The 18,909-nt window shown below is 31.8% G+C and carries 17 protein-coding genes; 7 read left to right on the forward strand and 10 right to left on the reverse strand.

Going from position 1 to position 18,909, the window contains the following annotated elements; translation table 11 throughout:
• Nucleotides 1–29 precede the first annotated feature (29 nt).
• Nucleotides 30–3,536 carry a metallophosphoesterase family protein gene (locus P177_RS13510; RefSeq protein WP_051941843.1) on the reverse strand — a complete coding sequence of 1,169 codons (3,507 nt, stop codon included), beginning with the start codon at nt 3,534–3,536 and terminating at the stop codon, nt 30–32.
• 34 nt (nt 3,537–3,570) lie between these two features.
• Nucleotides 3,571–4,236 (reverse strand): Crp/Fnr family transcriptional regulator, encoded by a 666-nt coding sequence (locus tag P177_RS13515; RefSeq protein WP_036155566.1) that lies wholly within the window; start codon nt 4,234–4,236, stop codon nt 3,571–3,573.
• A gap of 327 nt (nt 4,237–4,563) precedes the next feature.
• Here P177_RS13515 and P177_RS13520 point away from each other — a divergent pair, with 327 nt between their 5' ends.
• Nucleotides 4,564–5,037 carry a nucleoside deaminase gene (locus tag P177_RS13520; RefSeq protein ID WP_036158426.1) on the forward strand — a complete coding sequence of 158 codons (474 nt, stop codon included), beginning with the start codon at nt 4,564–4,566 and terminating at the stop codon, nt 5,035–5,037.
• A 106-nt stretch (nt 5,038–5,143) separates the two neighbouring features.
• Here P177_RS13520 and P177_RS13525 read toward each other — a convergent pair whose 3' ends face one another.
• On the reverse strand, nt 5,144–6,640 hold the full coding sequence (locus P177_RS13525; protein WP_084684692.1) for a DUF4832 domain-containing protein: 1,497 nt from the start codon (nt 6,638–6,640) through the stop codon (nt 5,144–5,146).
• 140 nt (nt 6,641–6,780) lie between these two features.
• Complete coding sequence (locus P177_RS13530; protein ID WP_167333114.1) at nt 6,781–7,878, reverse strand: acyltransferase family protein; 1,098 nt, start codon at nt 7,876–7,878, stop codon at nt 6,781–6,783.
• Between the two features lie 317 nt (nt 7,879–8,195).
• On the opposite strand from P177_RS13530, the gene P177_RS13535 reads away from it, so the two are divergent.
• Nucleotides 8,196–9,002, forward strand: a complete 807-nt coding sequence (locus tag P177_RS13535; RefSeq protein ID WP_036158429.1) for a DUF547 domain-containing protein — start codon at nt 8,196–8,198, stop codon at nt 9,000–9,002.
• A gap of 123 nt (nt 9,003–9,125) precedes the next feature.
• Here P177_RS13535 and P177_RS13540 read toward each other — a convergent pair whose 3' ends face one another.
• The 6 genes from P177_RS13540 to P177_RS13560 form a co-directional block, all read right to left on the reverse strand.
• On the reverse strand, nt 9,126–10,409 hold the full coding sequence (locus P177_RS13540) for a response regulator (protein ID WP_036155572.1): 1,284 nt from the start codon (nt 10,407–10,409) through the stop codon (nt 9,126–9,128).
• 90 nt (nt 10,410–10,499) lie between these two features.
• Nucleotides 10,500–10,811 carry a response regulator gene (locus tag P177_RS20395; protein ID WP_316930804.1) on the reverse strand — a complete coding sequence of 104 codons (312 nt, stop codon included), beginning with the start codon at nt 10,809–10,811 and terminating at the stop codon, nt 10,500–10,502.
• Between the two features lie 42 nt (nt 10,812–10,853).
• A complete protein-coding gene (locus P177_RS13550) occupies nt 10,854–11,546 on the reverse strand; it encodes a sensor histidine kinase (protein WP_051941844.1) in 693 nt (230 codons plus the stop codon).
• A 33-nt stretch (nt 11,547–11,579) separates the two neighbouring features.
• Nucleotides 11,580–12,194 carry a PAS domain-containing protein gene (locus P177_RS19470; protein WP_051941845.1) on the reverse strand — a complete coding sequence of 205 codons (615 nt, stop codon included), beginning with the start codon at nt 12,192–12,194 and terminating at the stop codon, nt 11,580–11,582.
• Nucleotides 12,122–13,444 (reverse strand): PAS domain-containing protein, encoded by a 1,323-nt coding sequence (locus P177_RS13555; RefSeq protein ID WP_036155574.1) that lies wholly within the window; start codon nt 13,442–13,444, stop codon nt 12,122–12,124. Before P177_RS13555 ends, P177_RS19470 begins: the two co-directional genes overlap by 73 nt.
• Before the next feature lie 107 nt (nt 13,445–13,551).
• On the reverse strand, nt 13,552–13,887 hold the full coding sequence (locus P177_RS13560) for a hypothetical protein (protein WP_157486571.1): 336 nt from the start codon (nt 13,885–13,887) through the stop codon (nt 13,552–13,554).
• A 246-nt stretch (nt 13,888–14,133) separates the two neighbouring features.
• Here P177_RS13560 and P177_RS13565 point away from each other — a divergent pair, with 246 nt between their 5' ends.
• From P177_RS13565 to P177_RS13585, 5 genes are all read left to right on the forward strand, one after another.
• On the forward strand, nt 14,134–15,003 hold the full coding sequence (locus P177_RS13565; RefSeq protein ID WP_036155577.1) for an AraC family transcriptional regulator: 870 nt from the start codon (nt 14,134–14,136) through the stop codon (nt 15,001–15,003).
• 87 nt (nt 15,004–15,090) lie between these two features.
• Nucleotides 15,091–16,413, forward strand: a complete 1,323-nt coding sequence (locus P177_RS13570) for an L-fuconate dehydratase (RefSeq protein ID WP_036155579.1) — start codon at nt 15,091–15,093, stop codon at nt 16,411–16,413.
• Between the two features lie 11 nt (nt 16,414–16,424).
• Nucleotides 16,425–17,198, forward strand: a complete 774-nt coding sequence (locus P177_RS13575; RefSeq protein WP_036158431.1) for an SDR family NAD(P)-dependent oxidoreductase — start codon at nt 16,425–16,427, stop codon at nt 17,196–17,198.
• A 10-nt stretch (nt 17,199–17,208) separates the two neighbouring features.
• Entirely contained in the window at nt 17,209–18,066 is an 858-nt protein-coding gene (locus P177_RS13580; protein WP_036155581.1) for a fumarylacetoacetate hydrolase family protein, read from the forward strand.
• The gene (locus tag P177_RS13585; protein WP_036155583.1) at nt 18,063–18,896 is read left to right on the forward strand and encodes an amidohydrolase family protein; all 834 of its coding nucleotides are present in this window, start codon (nt 18,063–18,065) and stop codon (nt 18,894–18,896) included. Before P177_RS13580 ends, P177_RS13585 begins: the two co-directional genes overlap by 4 nt.
• Nucleotides 18,897–18,909 lie beyond the last annotated feature (13 nt).

Here is an 18,909-nt window from a genome sequence, read left to right on the forward strand (position 1 = left end):
AGTATAATATTTCTTGGCAAGTCGCTATCTTAAAAATTGAAGCCTAATGCAAAAACTATTCTACCACCGTCCGTACTATTAAAATATCCTATGTTAGCTGTAAATGCTTCAGCCCCAATAAGCCAAGCCGATGCACCTACTGAATTATGCCATTTATTTGAAGTATCATCTTCAACCCAAACCCTACCATAATCGAAACTACCGGTAAGTCCGAATCTAAAAGGCACAAGACTGGTTCTTAACCCTCCTAAAGGAAACCTTAAATCTGTATTCTGATAAAAAGATTGTTTTCCAGTAAATCTTTCGTTTCTAAATCCTCTTAAGCTATTGATACCGCCAATAGTTGCTGCATGGTAAAATTCAAAATTATCACCGATCAATGCTTCACCTGCAATCTTGGTTGCAAAAACGATACTTCCACTTTTAGTTAACTTGTGATCTATGATCAATTGTGGTTGTATGTACGCAAAACTATTATCTGCTTCGGTATTATCTATATTCGTTTTATAACCAATGGTCAGCCCTGCATCTAATCCCAAGGTTGGAAAAGCGGCACTATTTTTATTTTTGAAGTTATAAGCAGTTTCTACACCTGCATAGGTTTGCCTATCAAAAAATGCATTCGTCTGTGGTAGTTGTGCTACAAAACGATCGGCTGTATTATCAACCTCAAAAGATTCTACTAAAGGTTTAAAATAGAAAGAACCTCCGTTAATACCTTCCCATTGCAATGACACTGCTGCTTTAAATTTACTAATTCTAATTCTATTAAAATCTAAATCGACCTCATCAGCGTCATAAAGTGTTTCATTACCAAAGCCGAAGAAATTTTCTGAAAAACTAGGACTTGTGTATAAACCCTCTAAACCAAAATTCCAGTTATGAAAAATATTCGAAAACTCCCCTTTATATGACAAATCAAAACCTGATGTACTGCCGTAATATGCAGCATTAATGCTATGCTTATACGTAAATGGATTACGTTGTAAACTATATGAGGTATGATTGCTTATTACTCCTAATTTTACTCCATCATCTGGGTTGAATGCTATTATAGGTAACAACTGATTAAAATTATATTTTACTTTTTTATGATCGTAATTATTTAATTCATAATCATTTACCAACCATTTTTTAGATCTTTTATTTACAATGGTATTCTCCTTATCCTTGTAATCATAAAGTTTTACCTTTCGCGTGTTTTTAAAGTCGTATGTATCATTTTTCTTTCCACCTACTATTTTAATTTTTATAGGATGGTCTCCCTCACCTTCTACCGTGAACGTATCTTTTCCATCCAAGCCAAATAGCCAAATTTCTTTGGTAATGTCATTCGAAAATGTATGATTTAAAAGACCTAAATCTTTACGGTCTATTTTTACCGTAGTCTTACCATCCGCTAATCTAGTTATGGTAAAATCATCTGCTTTCTGTGTTCCTGTAACAACTTGAAACTTGTTCAAATAGAGATAATATGCTTTTGTTATTTTTTTAAGATTATCTCTTCTACCTTTTAATTTCTGTTTAATATCATCTATGATCGGTCCTTTTATCTCATCAGGAATTGCTTCAAAAGCATTTTCAATATCAGCATCTGATAACTGATCTTGAATATGATTGGTTTGCTTCTCCCACTCTTCCCAACCAGAAGCATGAATAAAAGTTAAATCTAAATGATAAGGAGATGATGCAAACCATTTTACACTTCTAAGGTCTTCATCATAAGTTTGCATTTTACGTAGCCCTGGTATTACTCTTGTTAGAAAACTGATTAAAGTACCGTCGTACTTTGAAAATGCTTGGTCACGGTCTCTTGGTATTGGACTACAATACTCCGTTCCGTCTTCATTCTTATAAAGCGCCCAACGCCATTGGTCTTCATGTCTGTCCCAATCTCCCAAAAGCATATCGAATATTCTTGCACGGATATAAGAAGACTCATCTACTACCGATTTACCCGATCTGTTTATTTCTTGTAAAACATCTGCAGTACTTAATATTTTTAACGGTTTTCCAAAACTTTCAGCTTCTACTTGAGTATCGCCTACATGCTCTTCAATCATATACAATTCATCACCAAACTCATCATTATAAACTCCTAATGTTTCTTGTTTAGGAATGTAGTATAAAATAGGATTGGTATGATTGACACCAACTGCATTAGATAACCCACCTACAACGAAAGGAGTATATGGATTTGAAGTCGTATAAAAATCGGCTAAAAATTTATCTACGGTTGTACCGTCTAAAACATCTCCAATGTAAGTTTCTTGAAAAGCATTCGCTTGTAAAAACTTTATGGTACTCTTTTTTAAGGCACGCATAACATACTGCTTACCTTCTTTATCCTCTAATCTAAGTGATTTTGATTGTTGTCCGCCTCCTCGCTTCAACGGGGTTAAACCTCCCATTAAAGTATCTAAGAAAACTACTGGTGCGTTAACTTCTTTACCATAGAATTCTCTGTAATGTTCACCCCATAGCGCTTTATAGAATCCGCTTTTTGTTGCAGCTTCTTTCGTATAAATAGCCGCTGATTTTTTAGCCCCTAGATTTTTATCGAAGTTGTAAACCTGTAAATCTTCAGTTTCGCTTTTTAGTACAGTAGTCTTAAAAACTTCATTAAAAGAACCATTTTCTAAAGCATAGTAATTTGCCTTTACACTACCGTCAGTTGTAATATCTAGGCGAACATAACCTTTTTTAGCGATAGAAAAATCATCTGGTTCACCATTTTTAACGGATTCGATTTTACCAGCAGCACCACTTGTAATTTGAGGAACACTACCATTAATATATTGCAAATTTTTACCTTGACCCGACAAGAAAATAACGTTGTCTGAACCTCTAGCTATTGTTTTCAACCTGTTTCTAAGCGTTCTGTACTGCTTATTTTGAAATTCTTGAGTAGAGAAGCCACCGATACTACTAAAAAAACCCTGCCTACTATTTGTTTTTATGGGGTGATATAATGCAACAAATACGATTTTACCTTGTGCTTTTTTTATTCGATTTTCAAATTCTAAAAAGAACAAATTCCTATTTTGAATCTCAGAATCTTCATTGATATAAATATGATTGTCCCAGTTTTCTAAGAACCATTGAGAATCTACCGTAATCAATTCTACGTTTTCTCCCAAATCTTGATGCTTAATAGGTTCAGCGTCATCAGGAGAAAATTTTGCTTTACTATTCTTCTGTATATATTCTTCAATATCAGAAACACCTTTATGACCTTTTGTCCATTCTTTATTACCAGATACAAAAATGACATCATTACCCAGTTTAGACATAATTGACAACTGCTTGTCTAATGACTTTTCTATTTCAGTCTTAGGTGCTGCATTTCCTAATATTAATACTGTAGGTTTCTTAGCTAACTGCGATTCTTTTGAAATCTCAGAAAGAACCTCTGTATTTGTGGTATCCCAAGTGTTACCAGTAATAAAAATAGACTGCTCTATTTCTTGAGAAAAAACGATACTTGTAAATAATCCTAATGAAGATATTAGGAGAAAACGGGAGAACTTTTTCATTATAGTTGGTTTATTTAAACGTGTCATTATTTAGTTATATGAATTTCTTAGAATATGATATACATTTAGAATCGTAGTCAATGACCTTATCTTTTCGCATTATGCTTAATACATTATTTACTGTCTGCCTAGAGGTGTTGGTCAAGTTGGCAATGTCTTTATGAGAGAGTAGGTTTTTTGCCACTACCCTATCATTTTCTATTTCACCAAACTCCTCTATAAAAGCTTTTATAAATTCAGAGATTCTCGTTTTACTGTCCTTATATAAAAGGTCTTGTAGTCTTGTTTCTAATTTTCTGATACGAAGACCATATATTTTTAACAGACCATTTTTTAAAGACTTATACTCTTCCATTAAGCCTTCCATCATATCAGATTCTATATAACAGATTACCACATCTTCTAAAGCAAGGGCTACTTCTTTAGACGAGTTATCCTTATCATAAATAGATAGCTCACCAAAAATATTACCCTTTTTAACGACGTATTTTACAATGTCATTTTCAGAGTCCACGATTTTAACAGATCCATTTTTTAAAAAGAAAATGCATTTTTTATCTCTTGCTCCTATCTCAATGATGCTGCCTTTGTCTACATGATCCATCTCTAGAAGATCACAAAGTTTCATCATAGAAGGCATTCCTAATTTTTGAAAAAGGCTAAATCCTTCTAAGAACCAATATTTCGTAATTGCTTTCAATATCTATTTTTAATAAAAACCAATATTACTGATTATCAACAGTATGCAAAAACTATAAAACTCACAGAGTTACTTTAGACGACAGTTGAGTAGATTTTAGTAGTTATAAATGCAAAAAATGCTTTGATAAATAGTTTTTCTATTTTTTTTACAATTGGTTGGTTTTAGATTAAGTCGGATTAAAATCAAAATCTTTCATAATTTTTTTAACAATTATCTAAAAAGGGCATTTTCTTTCAAAAAAAGATGTGATTAGAATTCTATATAAAAGACGTAATTTGCACCCCCAAATAATGGAATACATACCATTGGAATTTTATAAATATGATGAAAGATCACGCGTTTTTTATGAGAAGAGCCATTGAAATGGCAGCAAAGGGAATGAACTCGAACGCCGGTGGACCATTTGGTGCCGTGGTAGTTAAAGATGGAGAAATTATTGCTGAAGGCCATAATAAAGTAACCTCTACCAATGACCCCACAGCACATGCAGAAATGGTGGTGATTAGAGATGCCTGTAACAAACTGAATACTTTTCAGCTAACCGATTGTATCATCTATACTTCTTGCGAACCCTGCCCTATGTGCTTTGGTGCTATATATTGGGCTAGACCTAAAGCCGTGTATTTTGGTTGCGATAAGGCGGATGCAAAAGCCATAGATTTCGATGATCAGTTTATTTATGATGAATTAGAAGTTGGTATGCAAGACAGACAAATTCACTTTAAACAAATGCTACAAGAAGAGGCTGTAGAAGTTTTTAATAATTGGGCTTCTAAACAAAATAAGACGAAGTATTGAATCAAGAATGCAAGCCTCTGACCACCGTATATTTTACCTTTCCATTTTAAAAATGAAATGTAAGTGATGTATAGCTTTGTTTGAATATTCAATAGAAACAAATAAACTAATTAATTTTTATATCAGAATATAACAAATTCCAACCTGTTGAAGGATCCCATATAGAATTAGCATTTAATTTACCAGCTAATCGAATGGAATATTCTGGACGATTATATATTGTTGGTTCTGGATCTGCTAAATTTAAATATAATTCATAGTTTCCTTTAGGTAAGGTTTCTGGCCAAAGTATATTTAATTTAATATCTTGTAATTCATCTGTAAACCAATATCTAGGATCACTATCAATTTTAGTTTTAAATGTTTTTTGATTTTCTTTATTTTTAAGAATTAGTTCTGCAAATCTGTAATTATAGGTTGATGCATAACCTTCATTAACAATATCCAATTCGATATTAATTATTTCATTGTTATTTATTTCTTTAGGAAACATTCCTCTTTTAATTACAAATCTGTATCCTAAATTTCTTTTTATTTCATCGATACATTTATTTGTCCAATCTCCATTTACCGCTCCAGACCATGCTGTATTTAAAAAAGAAGTATGAAAGCGTTTTAAATAAGTTTGAGCACCGCCACCTTCAGCATCGCAATCGTTATATGGGCTATATACATCTTCACCATTATCTCCTCCAGGACAAGTTTCTCCACCAAAAACAAGAAATTTGGTTTCTTCAGCCACATACTTTTTCAAGTTTAATGTATCACTTACCGCTGGCCATTCATGAAAGGAATTGTAGGTCCAATAATCATCATAATTTGCTAAAATACAATCGTTATGATGCGCAAGCCTTGCTATTTTACTGCCGTTAAAAGCATTATCTATGGTTAACGGATTAGTCTTTTCCGGATGTGCTTTTACGCCATCCATTGCTCGTAATTTGTAATACGGTGCACGCACTTGAACCATTCTAGATACCGGGACAACTTCTAATAGTTTATTTATAACCTCATTACGGTCTAACCAATTTTGATCAGTTACGGGACCATGTTCTAAATCTCCAAAAAAATCAGAATAAAATTGCTCTCCCCACGGACCAATCAATCCCATTTGAACTACTGAAATAACATCTTTATTCTTCTCTAAAATAGATTTTAATTGATTTAAATGTTCTAAAATAATATTTTTAGGTGCATCTTTAAAAGGAGGCTCACAACAAGAATTGCTATAAGAAAAGCGCAAAACTAGTTTATTACCTACCTTACGTATTATGTCCATATCTTTTTGAATTGAAATTAACATTTCATGAGATATAGGTTTGTCTTTAAAAAGATCCAATTGATAAGACCTATAGGTAAGTGAACTCCCTACAGAAAAACCACCAGCTGCCGGGTTAGGATTTCTCAAATTAAGTAAAATTTGTTCCTCTAACGGCACAAAATTACTCGCTGAAGTTCCAAAAGGTCTATAAAAACCTCTCTCCGGATTTATAAATTCATCATTATCAGTTTCATAAAACACTTCAACTAAAGCTGGCTCCCTGTCTATACAAGAAAAACAGCTTAGAACGAGAATATACAGGTAAATGATTTGTTTTTTCATATTTAGGAGGAATGTTATGATTTTTTAAGGTGTTAAGTGTATATAAAAATTTTAAATATTTTTTTTATAACACAATTATATTATGAATGTCTATATAAGAAATAAACTGTTTATACACAGGACAATTATTTATAAAGGATCTAAATTTTTATATATGTTTTATTCTTATTCATGTACCAAAGTAATGCGTAGAGAATTAAAAAACCTCCAGTAACTATAATAGTTTCATAAAACGTTCCTGTATATTGTTTTAAACCAAATAACAATTGATCAGCAATGGCAGGAAAATTAATTACATGAGAAACTACATAAGCTGTAATAGCGTTAATGCCTATTATTTTTAAAGGTTTGCCCCATTTTACATAACCTTTGACATCAATAACCCAGTAAAAAGTAGCAAGGAGCAAAAAACAAATACCTGAAGAGGTCAGAACAAAAGAACTGTTCCATAATTTCTTTACAATTGGGTGCCAAAAATTTAAAATTAACCCCAATATAATCCCTAAAACACCAATTAAAACAAGGCTGTACGCTACTTTTTTTCTTGGTAGTTGAGATTTTAATAATTCTCCTGCAAATACACCAGATAAAGTAGTTGCAATAAAACCTAATCCACTTAACAACCAAGTATATTGGTAACCATCGTCAAACCTTCCAAAAACTAACCTATCTATATAAATAGCAATGTTTTTATCAGGTAACAACTCACTGTTACCAGCTCCTGGTATATTTGAAAACTCTAATATAAGTGTGTAGAGAATAAGACAAATTATAAAAATAAAATATCTACCTTTTTTATTTAAATGCATATAAGCAATACAAGTAAACAAATAACCAACCGCTATTGCTTGTAGTGTATTACTATAAATTTTAAAATTTTCTATATTTAAATGTAATAGGTTTCCTTGTACTACCCACCCTAAAATAAATAATATTATAAAGCGCTTAATAAAATGTTTATATAGTGAAGAGGCGTTACCCGTTTCTTGAACTCGCCTTTCTAAAGAAAAAGGAATAACCACACCAACCAAGAATAAAAAAAGTGGCATTACTATATCATACAAACGAAAACCAAACCATTCTGGATGATTAAATTGTGTAGCTAAAACCTCTGTAAATTTATTTTGTGAACCTTCGTGTAACTCGATAAAAAAACGATCTGCAAATATTATCATTAACATATCAAAGCCTCTTAATACATCAATAGATAATAACCTGTTATTTTTAACTTTAGTCATAATTCTCATTTATAAATTTAATACATAAGGTTTTTTATTCATGTAAATAGTGACCTATTTAATAAGCAAATTCAAACCAATTATAAGACTTTCTTTTAACCCATCAGCAACAAGCAAAGAATTTAAGATAACCTAGAGCATAAACATTGCTGCTATTGATGGTAAATTAAAGATAATTGTATAACAGAATTCTTTTGCATAATTCTAATAGAAATGGGACTATAATTTTAAAACAGAATTAATTTTGTCAGGTTTATTTTATTTTACGTCAATTAAAGTAGATGTACAAAAAGACAAAATATAAAATTTATATATCCATGAAAAACATAATAATTTTAGGCACCGTTACTTTCTTTATGAGTGCATTTTTTATACTTAACAATCAATTTGGTCTTATTTCTATGGCTGGATTAAATGGAAAAGACCTGCCCATAAAACAAGTAAATGGAAATTTAGCTTCTATATCATTTAATTCTACAGCAAAAATTGATCATACCGAATGGAACACTCTTTTACAGAAACATGTAGCCGATAATGGTAATGTAGATTATAAAGGCTTTTTACAAGATAAAAGTAAATTAGACACCTATTTAAATAGCTTATCAAATCAAGTGCCTACAGATGGTTGGTCTGTTCAAGAACAATTGGCCTATTATATTAATTTATATAATGCACATACGATAGCTTTAATTTTAAGAAATTACCCAACTAAGAGCATTAAAGATATTGACAAACCTTGGGCTACGGATTTTATTAAAATTGGAGATAAAGAATTGTCTTTGGGTGCATTAGAACATAGTATTTTAAGAAAAATGAATGAGCCTCGTATTCATTTCGCCATCAATTGCGCATCAGCCTCATGTCCAAAACTTATTAATGAAGCATATAATCCAGAAAAAATAGAAGCACAATTAGAAAAAGCTACTTTAGGTTTTATTAATTCAAACAACAATACTATCAATCAAGAAAATTTAGAATTATCTAGAATTTTTAAATGGTACAAGGGAGATTTCAATAATGGTAAACTTGTGGAGTTTATTAATCCTTATACAGAATTGGAAATAGCTACAAAAGCTAAAATTAAATATAAAGAATATGATTGGAGTCTTAATGAAAAGGAATAAAGCCTCTTTATTTGACTTTTACCCATGCTTAGTATAAAATAAGAAACCAAGTCAACTTTAACATTGGCTTGGTTTTTTAGTTCTATAAAATACTGATAGTTATACCTGGCATATCAAATAATTCTATTGAATACTCTGCCTCATCAATCCTTCTTGCGCAACTGAAGCTACCAAAACACCTTTTCTGCTATATACGCTACCTCTAGCAAAACCTCTAGAGTTAGATGCACTTGGGCTATCCATACTACATAACAACCATTTTGTAATATCAAAGTCTCTGTGAAACCAAATAGCGTGATCTAAACTGGCGTAAAACGTTTCTCCTTTATTCAACTCTTCCCTATGTGGCAAAGTTGCCGTTGTCAGCAAATTATAATTAGAGGCATAGGCTAATAACTGTTGCTGCATGGGCAAACTAACTGAAAAATTAAGCTCGCGTATTTCATTATCTGAAGGTGTTTTTATCGTTTTACTGTAAATAGTAAAAGTTCCTAAAACCACATTATTTTTAGAAATTATTGGCAATGACCAACACGATTTTAAATTGTACTCTTCTGCAATGTCCTTATAATTTACCCATCTTTTGTCAGTACATATATCAGAAACTATTATTGGTTTTTTAAGGAAAGCAGCAGTGCCACAAGACCCTATATTTTTACCTATAGCTAAACGTTTTATGGCCAAACTAAATGCTTTTGGCAATGAAGGTGCCGCTTCTAATATAAGATGAATACCGTCATCATCAAGTAAACTAATGCTACCTAAATAGCCTTCATGAATAGACTCGTAGTTAAGAACCAACCTTTCAAAAATCTCATGTAGAGATTTATTAACAGTAATTAAATCTAATATTTCATTTTCATGAATTAATAATTGCTCTGTTCTTTTACGCTCTAATACTTCTTGCCCAAGATCTAAGCCCTTTTGCTCTAATTTTTGAATTAGTCGTTTGCTATACAGCTCTAAAACCTCACCATCAGAAATAGCTTCTGATTTTGTATTTCTTACTTCATTTGTTCCTTTTTTTAGACCAAAATCTAAAATTTCATTAACGGTAATAAGAACTTCATCGTAATCTATTGGTTTTCTTAAAAATTTTGCCACGCCTAAGGTTAAGCCAAACTCTTCATCTAATTTTTCGGTGTAGGTAGATGTATAAAAAACAAATGGAATGTCTTTAAATAATTTTTCTTTTTTACATGCTTGACAAAATAAATACCCGTCCATATTTGGCATTAATATTTCAGAAATAATAAGGTCTACAGTACTATTCTCGTATAGTTTTTTAAGTCCATCACTTCCATCGTTAGCTTCAATAACTTTAAAACCTGCCTCCTCAAGAATTACTCTTAACAAGTATAGGTTTTCATAAATATCATCTACTATTAAAATAATTTTTCTATTCATTCATTATTTTTCATTTACAATACGTTCCATTTGAATTACAAAAGTTTCTGGGTTTATTGGTTTTTCTAAATAACCATCGGCACCTGCTTCTCATGCTTTTTCTTTATCCCCACCCATGGCATACGAGGTCACTGCAATAATTGTTGTGTTCTTAGGCAGACCATTATGCCTTAATTTATTACATATTTCATAGCCATCCATATCTGGTAATTGAATATCTATTAAAATAATTTCTGGATTATTTACATGTGCCAATTTAAACCCATCTTTTCCATTATATGCCTTAATAATAGTATAATTACTATGTTCTAACAGATAAGTTAGCATGTACATATTTTGCTCATTATCTTCAATTATTAATGCGTATAAACTTTTAATACCAAAAACTTTATTCTTAAATATACTAAACTTGTCTAAACAATTTTACATTAATTCTATAATCAGTTACACTTTATCATCATAATTTAGTGGTAACGTAAATGAGAAATTACTTCCTTTGCCAACTTTACTTTGCACTTGTATTGTACCTCCTAGTTTTTCTATTAAACTTTTACAAATTGCTAATCCCAGTCCGGTTCCTTCATGTGTTCTACTTAATCCTCCATCAAGTTGAATAAATGGCATAAATAATTTATTCTGATTTATCTTACTTATACCTATACCTTCATCAATTACTTGAGTAACCACATAATTATCAACAATAGTTACTTTTACTTTAATTATTCCTTGGTTAGAGAACTTAATAGCATTAGAAAGCAAATTGAGTAATACTTGCTCTACTCTTCGCTCATCACTATGTAAAGTATTCTCCAACTCAGTAATCTCTGAATGTATTTGAAGTTTTTTATTCAATGCTTGCGGTACTAAAAAGTCTATGGTTTTTTCTAGTGTTGTTAAATAGTTAAAAGGATAAATAGATACTTTTAATTTACCTGCTTCAATTTTAGAGATATCTAATACCTCATTAATTAAACTTAGTAAATGTTGACTGCTATTTTTAACCATAGACAGCTGCTTTTTCTGTTCCTCATTTAATGGACCTGCTAATTCTTTTAATAAAATACCTGTAAAACCAATAATAGAGTTCATTGGTGTTCTTAATTCATGAGACATTGTTGCTAAAAACGCAGATTTCATTAAATCGGCAGAATGTGCTTTTATTTTTTCTTTTTATAACTCAGAAGTTCTTACATCTACCAACTCTTCTAAATTATTTCTGTGCTTTTCTAACTCAACTTCTGCTTTTTTCTTTTCGGTTATATTCCTAATAACTCCTATTAGAAATTTATTCTCATTACTATCAACAAATCTTGTCTTTTTAGTAGAAACTATCTTTTTTTTATTTTCGCTTAATGTTAAAGTTTCTTCATTAACATTTTCAATTCCTGAAGAAATAACATGCTTGTCTATTCTTAAAAAACTCTCTCTTTCTTCAACAGACACGTTTTCTACTAGTGTTTTTCCTAATATATCAACTCTTGAAAGATTAAATAGTGAACAAAAAGCATCATTTACAATTAACAATCTACTTTGATCATCTTTTACAAATACGGGGTCTCCGATACTGTTAATTATATTATCAAAATATTTTTTGCTTTTTATTAATTCCTCTTCTGCGTATTTATGTTCGGTAATATCTGATAACATACCTATATATCCACTTACTACTTTATCTACATCAATTAAGGAAACTGCTTTAGACGAGAGCCATTTTACTTTTCCGTTTTTTTGAAGCAGTCTGAAATCTGAAATAAATTGGTGCCAGTAACAATAGATTCTTGCCATTGACTAACAACTCTTTCTTTGTCCTCGGGATGTATGGCATTTGACCAGCCAAAACCCATAACTTCATTAAAAGATTGTCCCGAATATTTTAGCCATTCTTCATTTACATAATTACAAGCACCATCTTTATCTGCTTGAAAAATTGCAACTGGTACGTTAGATGATAGACCTCTAAATAATTGTTCACTACTTATTAATTTTTCTTCAGATTTTTTACATTGCGTAATATCTTTAGCAACTATACCCAAGGCTATAGATTTTTTAGTAAGGTTGTCTTTAATTAAAAAACCAGACATTTCAATTGGTATTAATGCTCCTGTCTTAAAATTTTTAAATTCAACTTCACCATTCCATTTGTCTTTTTTATAAATATTAGGCATATGCTCATTTAAGATAACCTCTTTATAATTTTGAGGGAAAAAATCTGTTATGGAATCTGCCAATTCTTCATTTGATTTTAAACCTACGAGCTGCCTACCATTAGTATTTAAATATGTTGGTTTACCTTCTAAAGTTGCTAATCCTAGAAAATCATCACTTGTTTCAATTAAAGAAAGCAACATCTGATTATGAGTTTCAGCCTTTTTCTTCTCTGTAATATCTGTATAGTAGATAGTTAAACCTTCCGGAGATGGATAAATTCTACTTTTGAACCATTTATCTAAGGGTTCGAAATAATTTTCAAAGTGAATTGTTTTTTGAGCTTTGCGATAAGCTATGTCAATTGAAGAACCGATACCCTCAGGAAATTCTTTCCATATATGTTTTCCTATTAAACTTTCTGGTGATTTACCTAGAAACTCAGCTGCTTTTTCATTTATATAGGTGTAACACCAGTTTGTATCTAATGATACAAAGCCATCAGAAATTTGATTTAATGTAGATTCAATTTGCGAAATATATTTTTTCTCTACGTGTTGTTTCTCTTCTTTAAGATTAAAGTACTTTTCTCTATAGTTGAGTATTGAAAAAACCTCTCTGTTTTGAGCAGCAATAAAACCACCATTATCTTCCTCTTTATCTATAAACTTTAAATAAATGTATAGAATAAAAGAAAAAATAAAGGCTGAAAACGATTTACCTATTATATGACCAATTAATGAATCTGTGAAAATTGGTGTGTCATACTTGAGAATGAAATTAAAGACAAGAGAATCAAAAAGTAAAACAGAACATAATGAAATGAAAAGAATTAGAAAAAAATATAGTTTATTAAGTTTTGAAATTAAAAACTGGTATATAATTACCAATAAAAAAAATCTAGGAATAATATTATAGTACCTGTAATAAAGTATCTATAATTTATTTGAAAAATAGACGATGAATCTTCAATACTCATCATTTGGTCAGAATGCTCTTAAATATAAGTAATACCAAACAATGCAGACAAAATAACATTTGAAATAATAATGCCAATAATAAGTGCTCTTGCATTAGCTACACCTTCCTTTATATAAATTAATAAAATAGCAAATAATACAGCGCTAAATATAATTACAGAACCAGGGTAGATTGGATATACGTCGAATAAATTAAAACTAACCATGGAACCAGAAAAGGCTTGTAAATATTGTACAGAACCCAAAAGAATGTAAAGTGGAGCTAAACCAAATTTAGTTCTATACTTAAACAAGAAAAGTATACTTGAAGATATAAGTAAAAACTCTAAAAGAGTGGTAGTATATATATTCATATAATTTAAAGTTACCATTTTATTGTAAAACTTAATAACTATTCAAACAAACCAAATTGATTTATTATAGTGTTCTATTACGGTAACTTAAATCTTCGTTTAGATTAAAAAAAATAGTACTAAAAAAATTCACTTAATAAAAGCACGAGTTACCTTCATTAATGATTAACCAACTATATTTCCGCTTCTAATTACATATTTTTTATACATCCATAAATAGTACGTATTTTGTACTAAATTCATGAAATGAAACTTCATTTACTAGATAGATCTAGTCTTGCTAATACCTCTATTACCATATCTCAAAATAATTATAAGAATTTTTTGAAGGTTTGGCATTTTCATGAAGAGCTAGAATTGGTCTATATTATTAAAAGTACCGGCACTAGATTTGTTGGTGATAGTATAGAAAAATTCGAAGCTGGCGAGGTCATATTAATTGGCAAAAATGTGCCACATATGTGGTTAAATGATAAAGTCTATTTCGATAAACATTCTACACTTACAGCGCAAGCTGTATCTATTCATTTTAAAGATAATTTTGTAGGAAAAGAATTTTTATCCCTTCCAGAAATGCAACCCATTTCTCATCTTTTAACGAAAGCATCCCAAGGCATTAAATTTCCCAATGTTACCGATACTATAAAAAATGAATTAAAAAATCTACATAGTCTAGATTCTGCCATTAAAATTACAAGAATTATTGAAATTTTAATCAAACTTGAGCAAAGCCAAAACTATACCTTATTATCCAGTAATGGATTTATCAATACTTTTCATCAAACAGAAAACAAGAGATTGAATATTATTTATGAGTATGTATATCAAAATTTCCATACTCCAATTAGCTCAAAAGATGTTGCTGAATTAGCAAATATGAATGCCTCATCCTTCAGTAGATTTTTCAAGAGTACACACAGAAAACCATTTACAAGATTTTTAAATGAAATACGCATTGGTTTTGCCTGCAAAATGTTATTGGAAAATAAAGAGAGTATCACTTCTATTGCATATGCATGCGGATTCGGAAATATTTCAAACTTCAACCGCCAGTTCAAAATTATCAAAAAAGAATCTCCATCCTCATTTTTAAGCCAACATCGAAAACATTTATAGTCTTTATGCAAAAAAAGTATCAGATTTGGTATTTTATGAGGTGGTTTTAACTTCCCTATTCAAATAATTTTGGATAAAACAAAATCAATGTCAAATTCTATTATAATTACTGAGGTAATATCTAGGGACATCCGCTTCCCTACTAGTAAGTCTCTAGATGGTTCTGATGCAATGAATCCGGATCCAGATTATAGTGCCGCTTACGTAATTTTAAAGACTAATTCACCTGAGGGTTATGAAGGCCACGGTTTAACTTTTACCATTGGTAGAGGAAACGAACTTTGTACTCAAGCCATAAAATCTCTTTCTCATTTAGTTATTGGGAAATCTATAGAAAGCTTCACTATTAATATGGGTGATTTTTGGAAAATGATTACCGGTGATAGTCAGTTACGCTGGTTAGGTCCTGAAAAAGGAGTTATACATTTAGCTACCGGTGCGATTGTTAATGCTGTTTGGGATCTGTATGCCAAAGTAGAAAAGAAACCTCTTTGGAAACTATTGGCAGATATGACTCCTGCTGAATTGGTCTCTTGTGTAGATTTCACTTATATCACAGATGCTATAACTCCTGAAGAAGCTCTTGAGCTTTTGAGTAAAAAGGAAGCTGGCAAACAAGAACGAATTGCGCATTTAAAAGACAAAGGTTATCCTGCGTATACTACATCTGCAGGATGGTTAGGGTACTCTGATGATAAAATGAGACGTCTTTGTAGAGAAGCTAAAGAGAGTGGTTTTAAACATATGAAAATTAAGGTTGGTTCTGACCTAAATGATGATATGAGACGTGCCGCAATTATTCGTGAAGAAATTGGGGACGATTTAAAACTTATGATGGATGCCAATCAAAAGTGGGATGTTGATGAAGCTATCACCAATATGGAATCACTTAAAAAATTTAATCCTTGGTGGATTGAAGAGCCCACAAGTCCTGATGATATTCTAGGACATGCAAAAATTGCCAAAGCTGTTAAGCCAATTGAGGTCGCGACTGGTGAACATTGCCAAAACAGGGTTATCTTTAAGCAGTTAATGCAAGCAGGTGCCATTGGTATTTGCCAAATTGATAGTTGTAGGGTTGGCGGAGTAAATGAAATATTAGCTATTTTGTTAATGGCTGCGAAATTTAATATTCCCGTTTGTCCGCATGCAGGTGGGGTTGGTCTATGTGAATATGTACAACACCTATCTATGATAGATTATATAGCTATTAGCGGGTCTATGGAAAATAGGATAATAGAATTTGTGGATCATTTACACGAGCATTTTTATGACCCTGTGATTATAAAAGATGGTGCGTATATGCCTCCTAAATTACCAGGTTATAGTATTACCATGAAGGAAGACTCTTTGGATACTTATACTTTTCCTGATGGGGCATTTTGGAAAGAAGAATTACAAAAAAACTAAACTATAGAAACATGAGGTTTAACCTTAAAGGTAAAAACGCAATAATAACGGGTGGTGGTAGTGGTATTGGTCAAGCAATTTCTACCACTTTTGCCGCACAAGGAGCAAGCGTTCATATTTTAGAATTAAATGCAGAAAATGCAGAAAGCACAGTAAACTTAATTAAAGAGCAAGGTGGTGAAGCAACAGCTTATAATTGTAATGTTGTTGATCAAAAACAGGTTTTAGCTGTTATCGATGAAATTACATCGGAGCATGAGGTTCATATTTTAATCAATAATGCGGGTATTGCCCATGTTGGTAATATTGAAAAAACCGCGGAAGATGATATGGACCGTGTTTATAACGTAAACGTCAAAGGTCCATATAACTGCATGTATGCCCTTATACCCAAAATGAAGAAAAACGGCGGAGTAATTATTAATATGGCATCAATAGCTTCTAGTGTAGGTATAGATGATCGCTTTGCATATTCTATGAGTAAAGGGGCTATATTAACCATGACCTACTCCATTGCTAAAGATTATATTAATAATGGTATTCGCTGCAACTGCATTTCACCGGCTAGAATTCACACTCCCTTTGTTGACGGATTTATAAAAGCGAACTACCCTGGGCAGGAAGATGAAATGTTTAAAAACCTGTCTGCCACTCAACCAATTGGTCGAATGGGCAAACCGCAAGAAGTAGCTGATCTAGCTTTATACTTATGCTCAGACGAAGCTTCTTTTATTACTGGAACGGATTTCCCAATTGACGGGGGATTCATAAAACTTAACGGATAAAATTTACGATATGAAATTAATACGATTTGGAACACCACAAAATGAAAAACCGGGTGTAATACTTGAAAACGGAGAATGGATAGATACCTCTGCGTTTGGTGAAGATTATGATGAATTATTTTTTGAAAACGATGGCTTAGCCCATCTTAAATCTTGGCTCGACGAAAAAGGCAATGATCTTCCAAAAATAGACAAGAGTACGCGTTTAGGTCCTCCACTAAAAAAACCTTCTAAAATTGTTTGTGTAGGGCTAAATTACGCGAAGCATGCTGCTGAAAGTGGAATGAAGGTACCTACAGAGCCTGTTTTGTTTTTCAAGGCAACTTCTGCGATTGTTGGTCCTAATGATGATGTAATTATTCCCAAAAACAGTAAGAAAACCGACTGGGAAGTTGAGCTAGCTGTGGTCATTGGCAAAAAAGCAAGTTATGTTGAAGAAGCCGATGCTATGGACTATGTTGCTGGTTATATGCTACATAACGATTATAGCGAAAGAGCATTTCAATTAGAAAAAGAAGGGCAATGGGTAAAAGGTAAAAGCTGTGACACCTTCGCTCCTATCGGTCCGTTTTTGGCTACTAAAGATGAAGTGAGCAACCCGCATGTTTTAGATCTTTGGCTAAAGGTAAATGGCGAATTATTACAGAACAGTAATACAGAAGATTTAGTTTTTAACGTACCAGAATTGGTAAGTTATATCAGTCAATATATGACATTGCTACCTGGAGATATCATTTCTACAGGAACACCTTTCGGTGTTGGTTTAGGCTTCAATCCGCCTAGATATTTGAACCCTGGTGATGTTGTCGAATTAGGAATTGAAAAATTAGGAAGCTCTAAACAAGTTGCCAAGGCATATACAAAATGATCATTGACAGCCATCAACATTTTTGGAAGTATGACCCAATTAGAGATAGTTGGATTGATAGCTCTATGAAAATCATTCAGCGTGATTTTTTACCTGGCGACCTTAAACCTATACTTACAAGTAATAATGTTGATGGTTGCATTGCCATACAAGCTGATCAATCTGAAAACGAAACGAAATTCTTACTTCAACTGGCTGCTGAAAACGATTTCATAAAAGGAGTGGTAGGATGGGTAGACCTGTGTAGTACCAATGTACAACAGCGTCTTGAACATTACACAAAAGACAATTTATTTAAAGGAGTTCGACATATTTTACAGGCTGAAAAAGAAGATTTTATTATCTCTGAAGCTTTCTTAGACGGCATTAAAAAATTAGTCCCACTAAATCTAACCTACGATATTTTAATTTTTCCTCATCAGTTAAAAAATAGCACAATGCTAGTGTCTAAATTTCCTGATCAAAAATTTATAATAGACCATTTGGCAAAACCACCAATTAAATCAGGCGAAATAGATAGTTGGAAAGCTGGCATTAAAACACTTGCTAGCTTCACAAATGTGTATTGCAAACTGTCTGGGTTAGCAACAGAGGCTAATTGGAGCACTTGGAAAACAGAAGAACTTACGCCTTATATAGATGTTATTTTCGAAGCTTTTGGTGCCGAACGTATTCTATTCGGATCAGATTGGCCGGTATGCTTATTGGCCGGTAGCTATGCCAAAAACAAAGACGTTGTTACAACATATATTAAGCAATTGTCAAAAAACGAACAGAATCAAGTAATGGGTTTAAATGCCATTAACTTTTACAGATTAAACACTCATTAAATCAACTTATTAA

It is taken from the genome of Maribacter forsetii DSM 18668 (assembly GCF_000744105.1).
GTDB classification, from domain to species: Bacteria; Bacteroidota; Bacteroidia; order Flavobacteriales; family Flavobacteriaceae; genus Maribacter; species Maribacter forsetii.

Coding starts and splice junctions, on each gene's coding strand:
- P177_RS13550 (WP_051941844.1), bottom strand. CDS start 11,546: ATGAAATCTGCGTTTTTAGCAACAATGTCTCATGAATTAAGAACACCA.
- P177_RS13575 (WP_036158431.1), top strand. CDS start 16,425: ATGAGGTTTAACCTTAAAGGTAAAAACGCAATAATAACGGGTGGTGGT.
- P177_RS13565 (WP_036155577.1), top strand. CDS start 14,134: ATGAAACTTCATTTACTAGATAGATCTAGTCTTGCTAATACCTCTATT.
- P177_RS13535 (WP_036158429.1), top strand. CDS start 8,196: ATGAAAAACATAATAATTTTAGGCACCGTTACTTTCTTTATGAGTGCA.
- P177_RS13530 (WP_167333114.1), bottom strand. CDS start 7,878: ATGACTAAAGTTAAAAATAACAGGTTATTATCTATTGATGTATTAAGA.
- P177_RS19470 (WP_051941845.1), bottom strand. CDS start 12,194: ATGGCAAGAATCTATTGTTACTGGCACCAATTTATTTCAGATTTCAGA.
- P177_RS13580 (WP_036155581.1), top strand. CDS start 17,209: ATGAAATTAATACGATTTGGAACACCACAAAATGAAAAACCGGGTGTA.
- P177_RS13585 (WP_036155583.1), top strand. CDS start 18,063: ATGATCATTGACAGCCATCAACATTTTTGGAAGTATGACCCAATTAGA.
- P177_RS13560 (WP_157486571.1), bottom strand. CDS start 13,887: ATGAATATATATACTACCACTCTTTTAGAGTTTTTACTTATATCTTCA.
- P177_RS13510 (WP_051941843.1), bottom strand. CDS start 3,536: ATGAAAAAGTTCTCCCGTTTTCTCCTAATATCTTCATTAGGATTATTT.
- P177_RS13540 (WP_036155572.1), bottom strand. CDS start 10,409: ATGAATAGAAAAATTATTTTAATAGTAGATGATATTTATGAAAACCTA.
- P177_RS13525 (WP_084684692.1), bottom strand. CDS start 6,640: ATGAAAAAACAAATCATTTACCTGTATATTCTCGTTCTAAGCTGTTTT.
- P177_RS13520 (WP_036158426.1), top strand. CDS start 4,564: ATGAAAGATCACGCGTTTTTTATGAGAAGAGCCATTGAAATGGCAGCA.
- P177_RS13570 (WP_036155579.1), top strand. CDS start 15,091: ATGTCAAATTCTATTATAATTACTGAGGTAATATCTAGGGACATCCGC.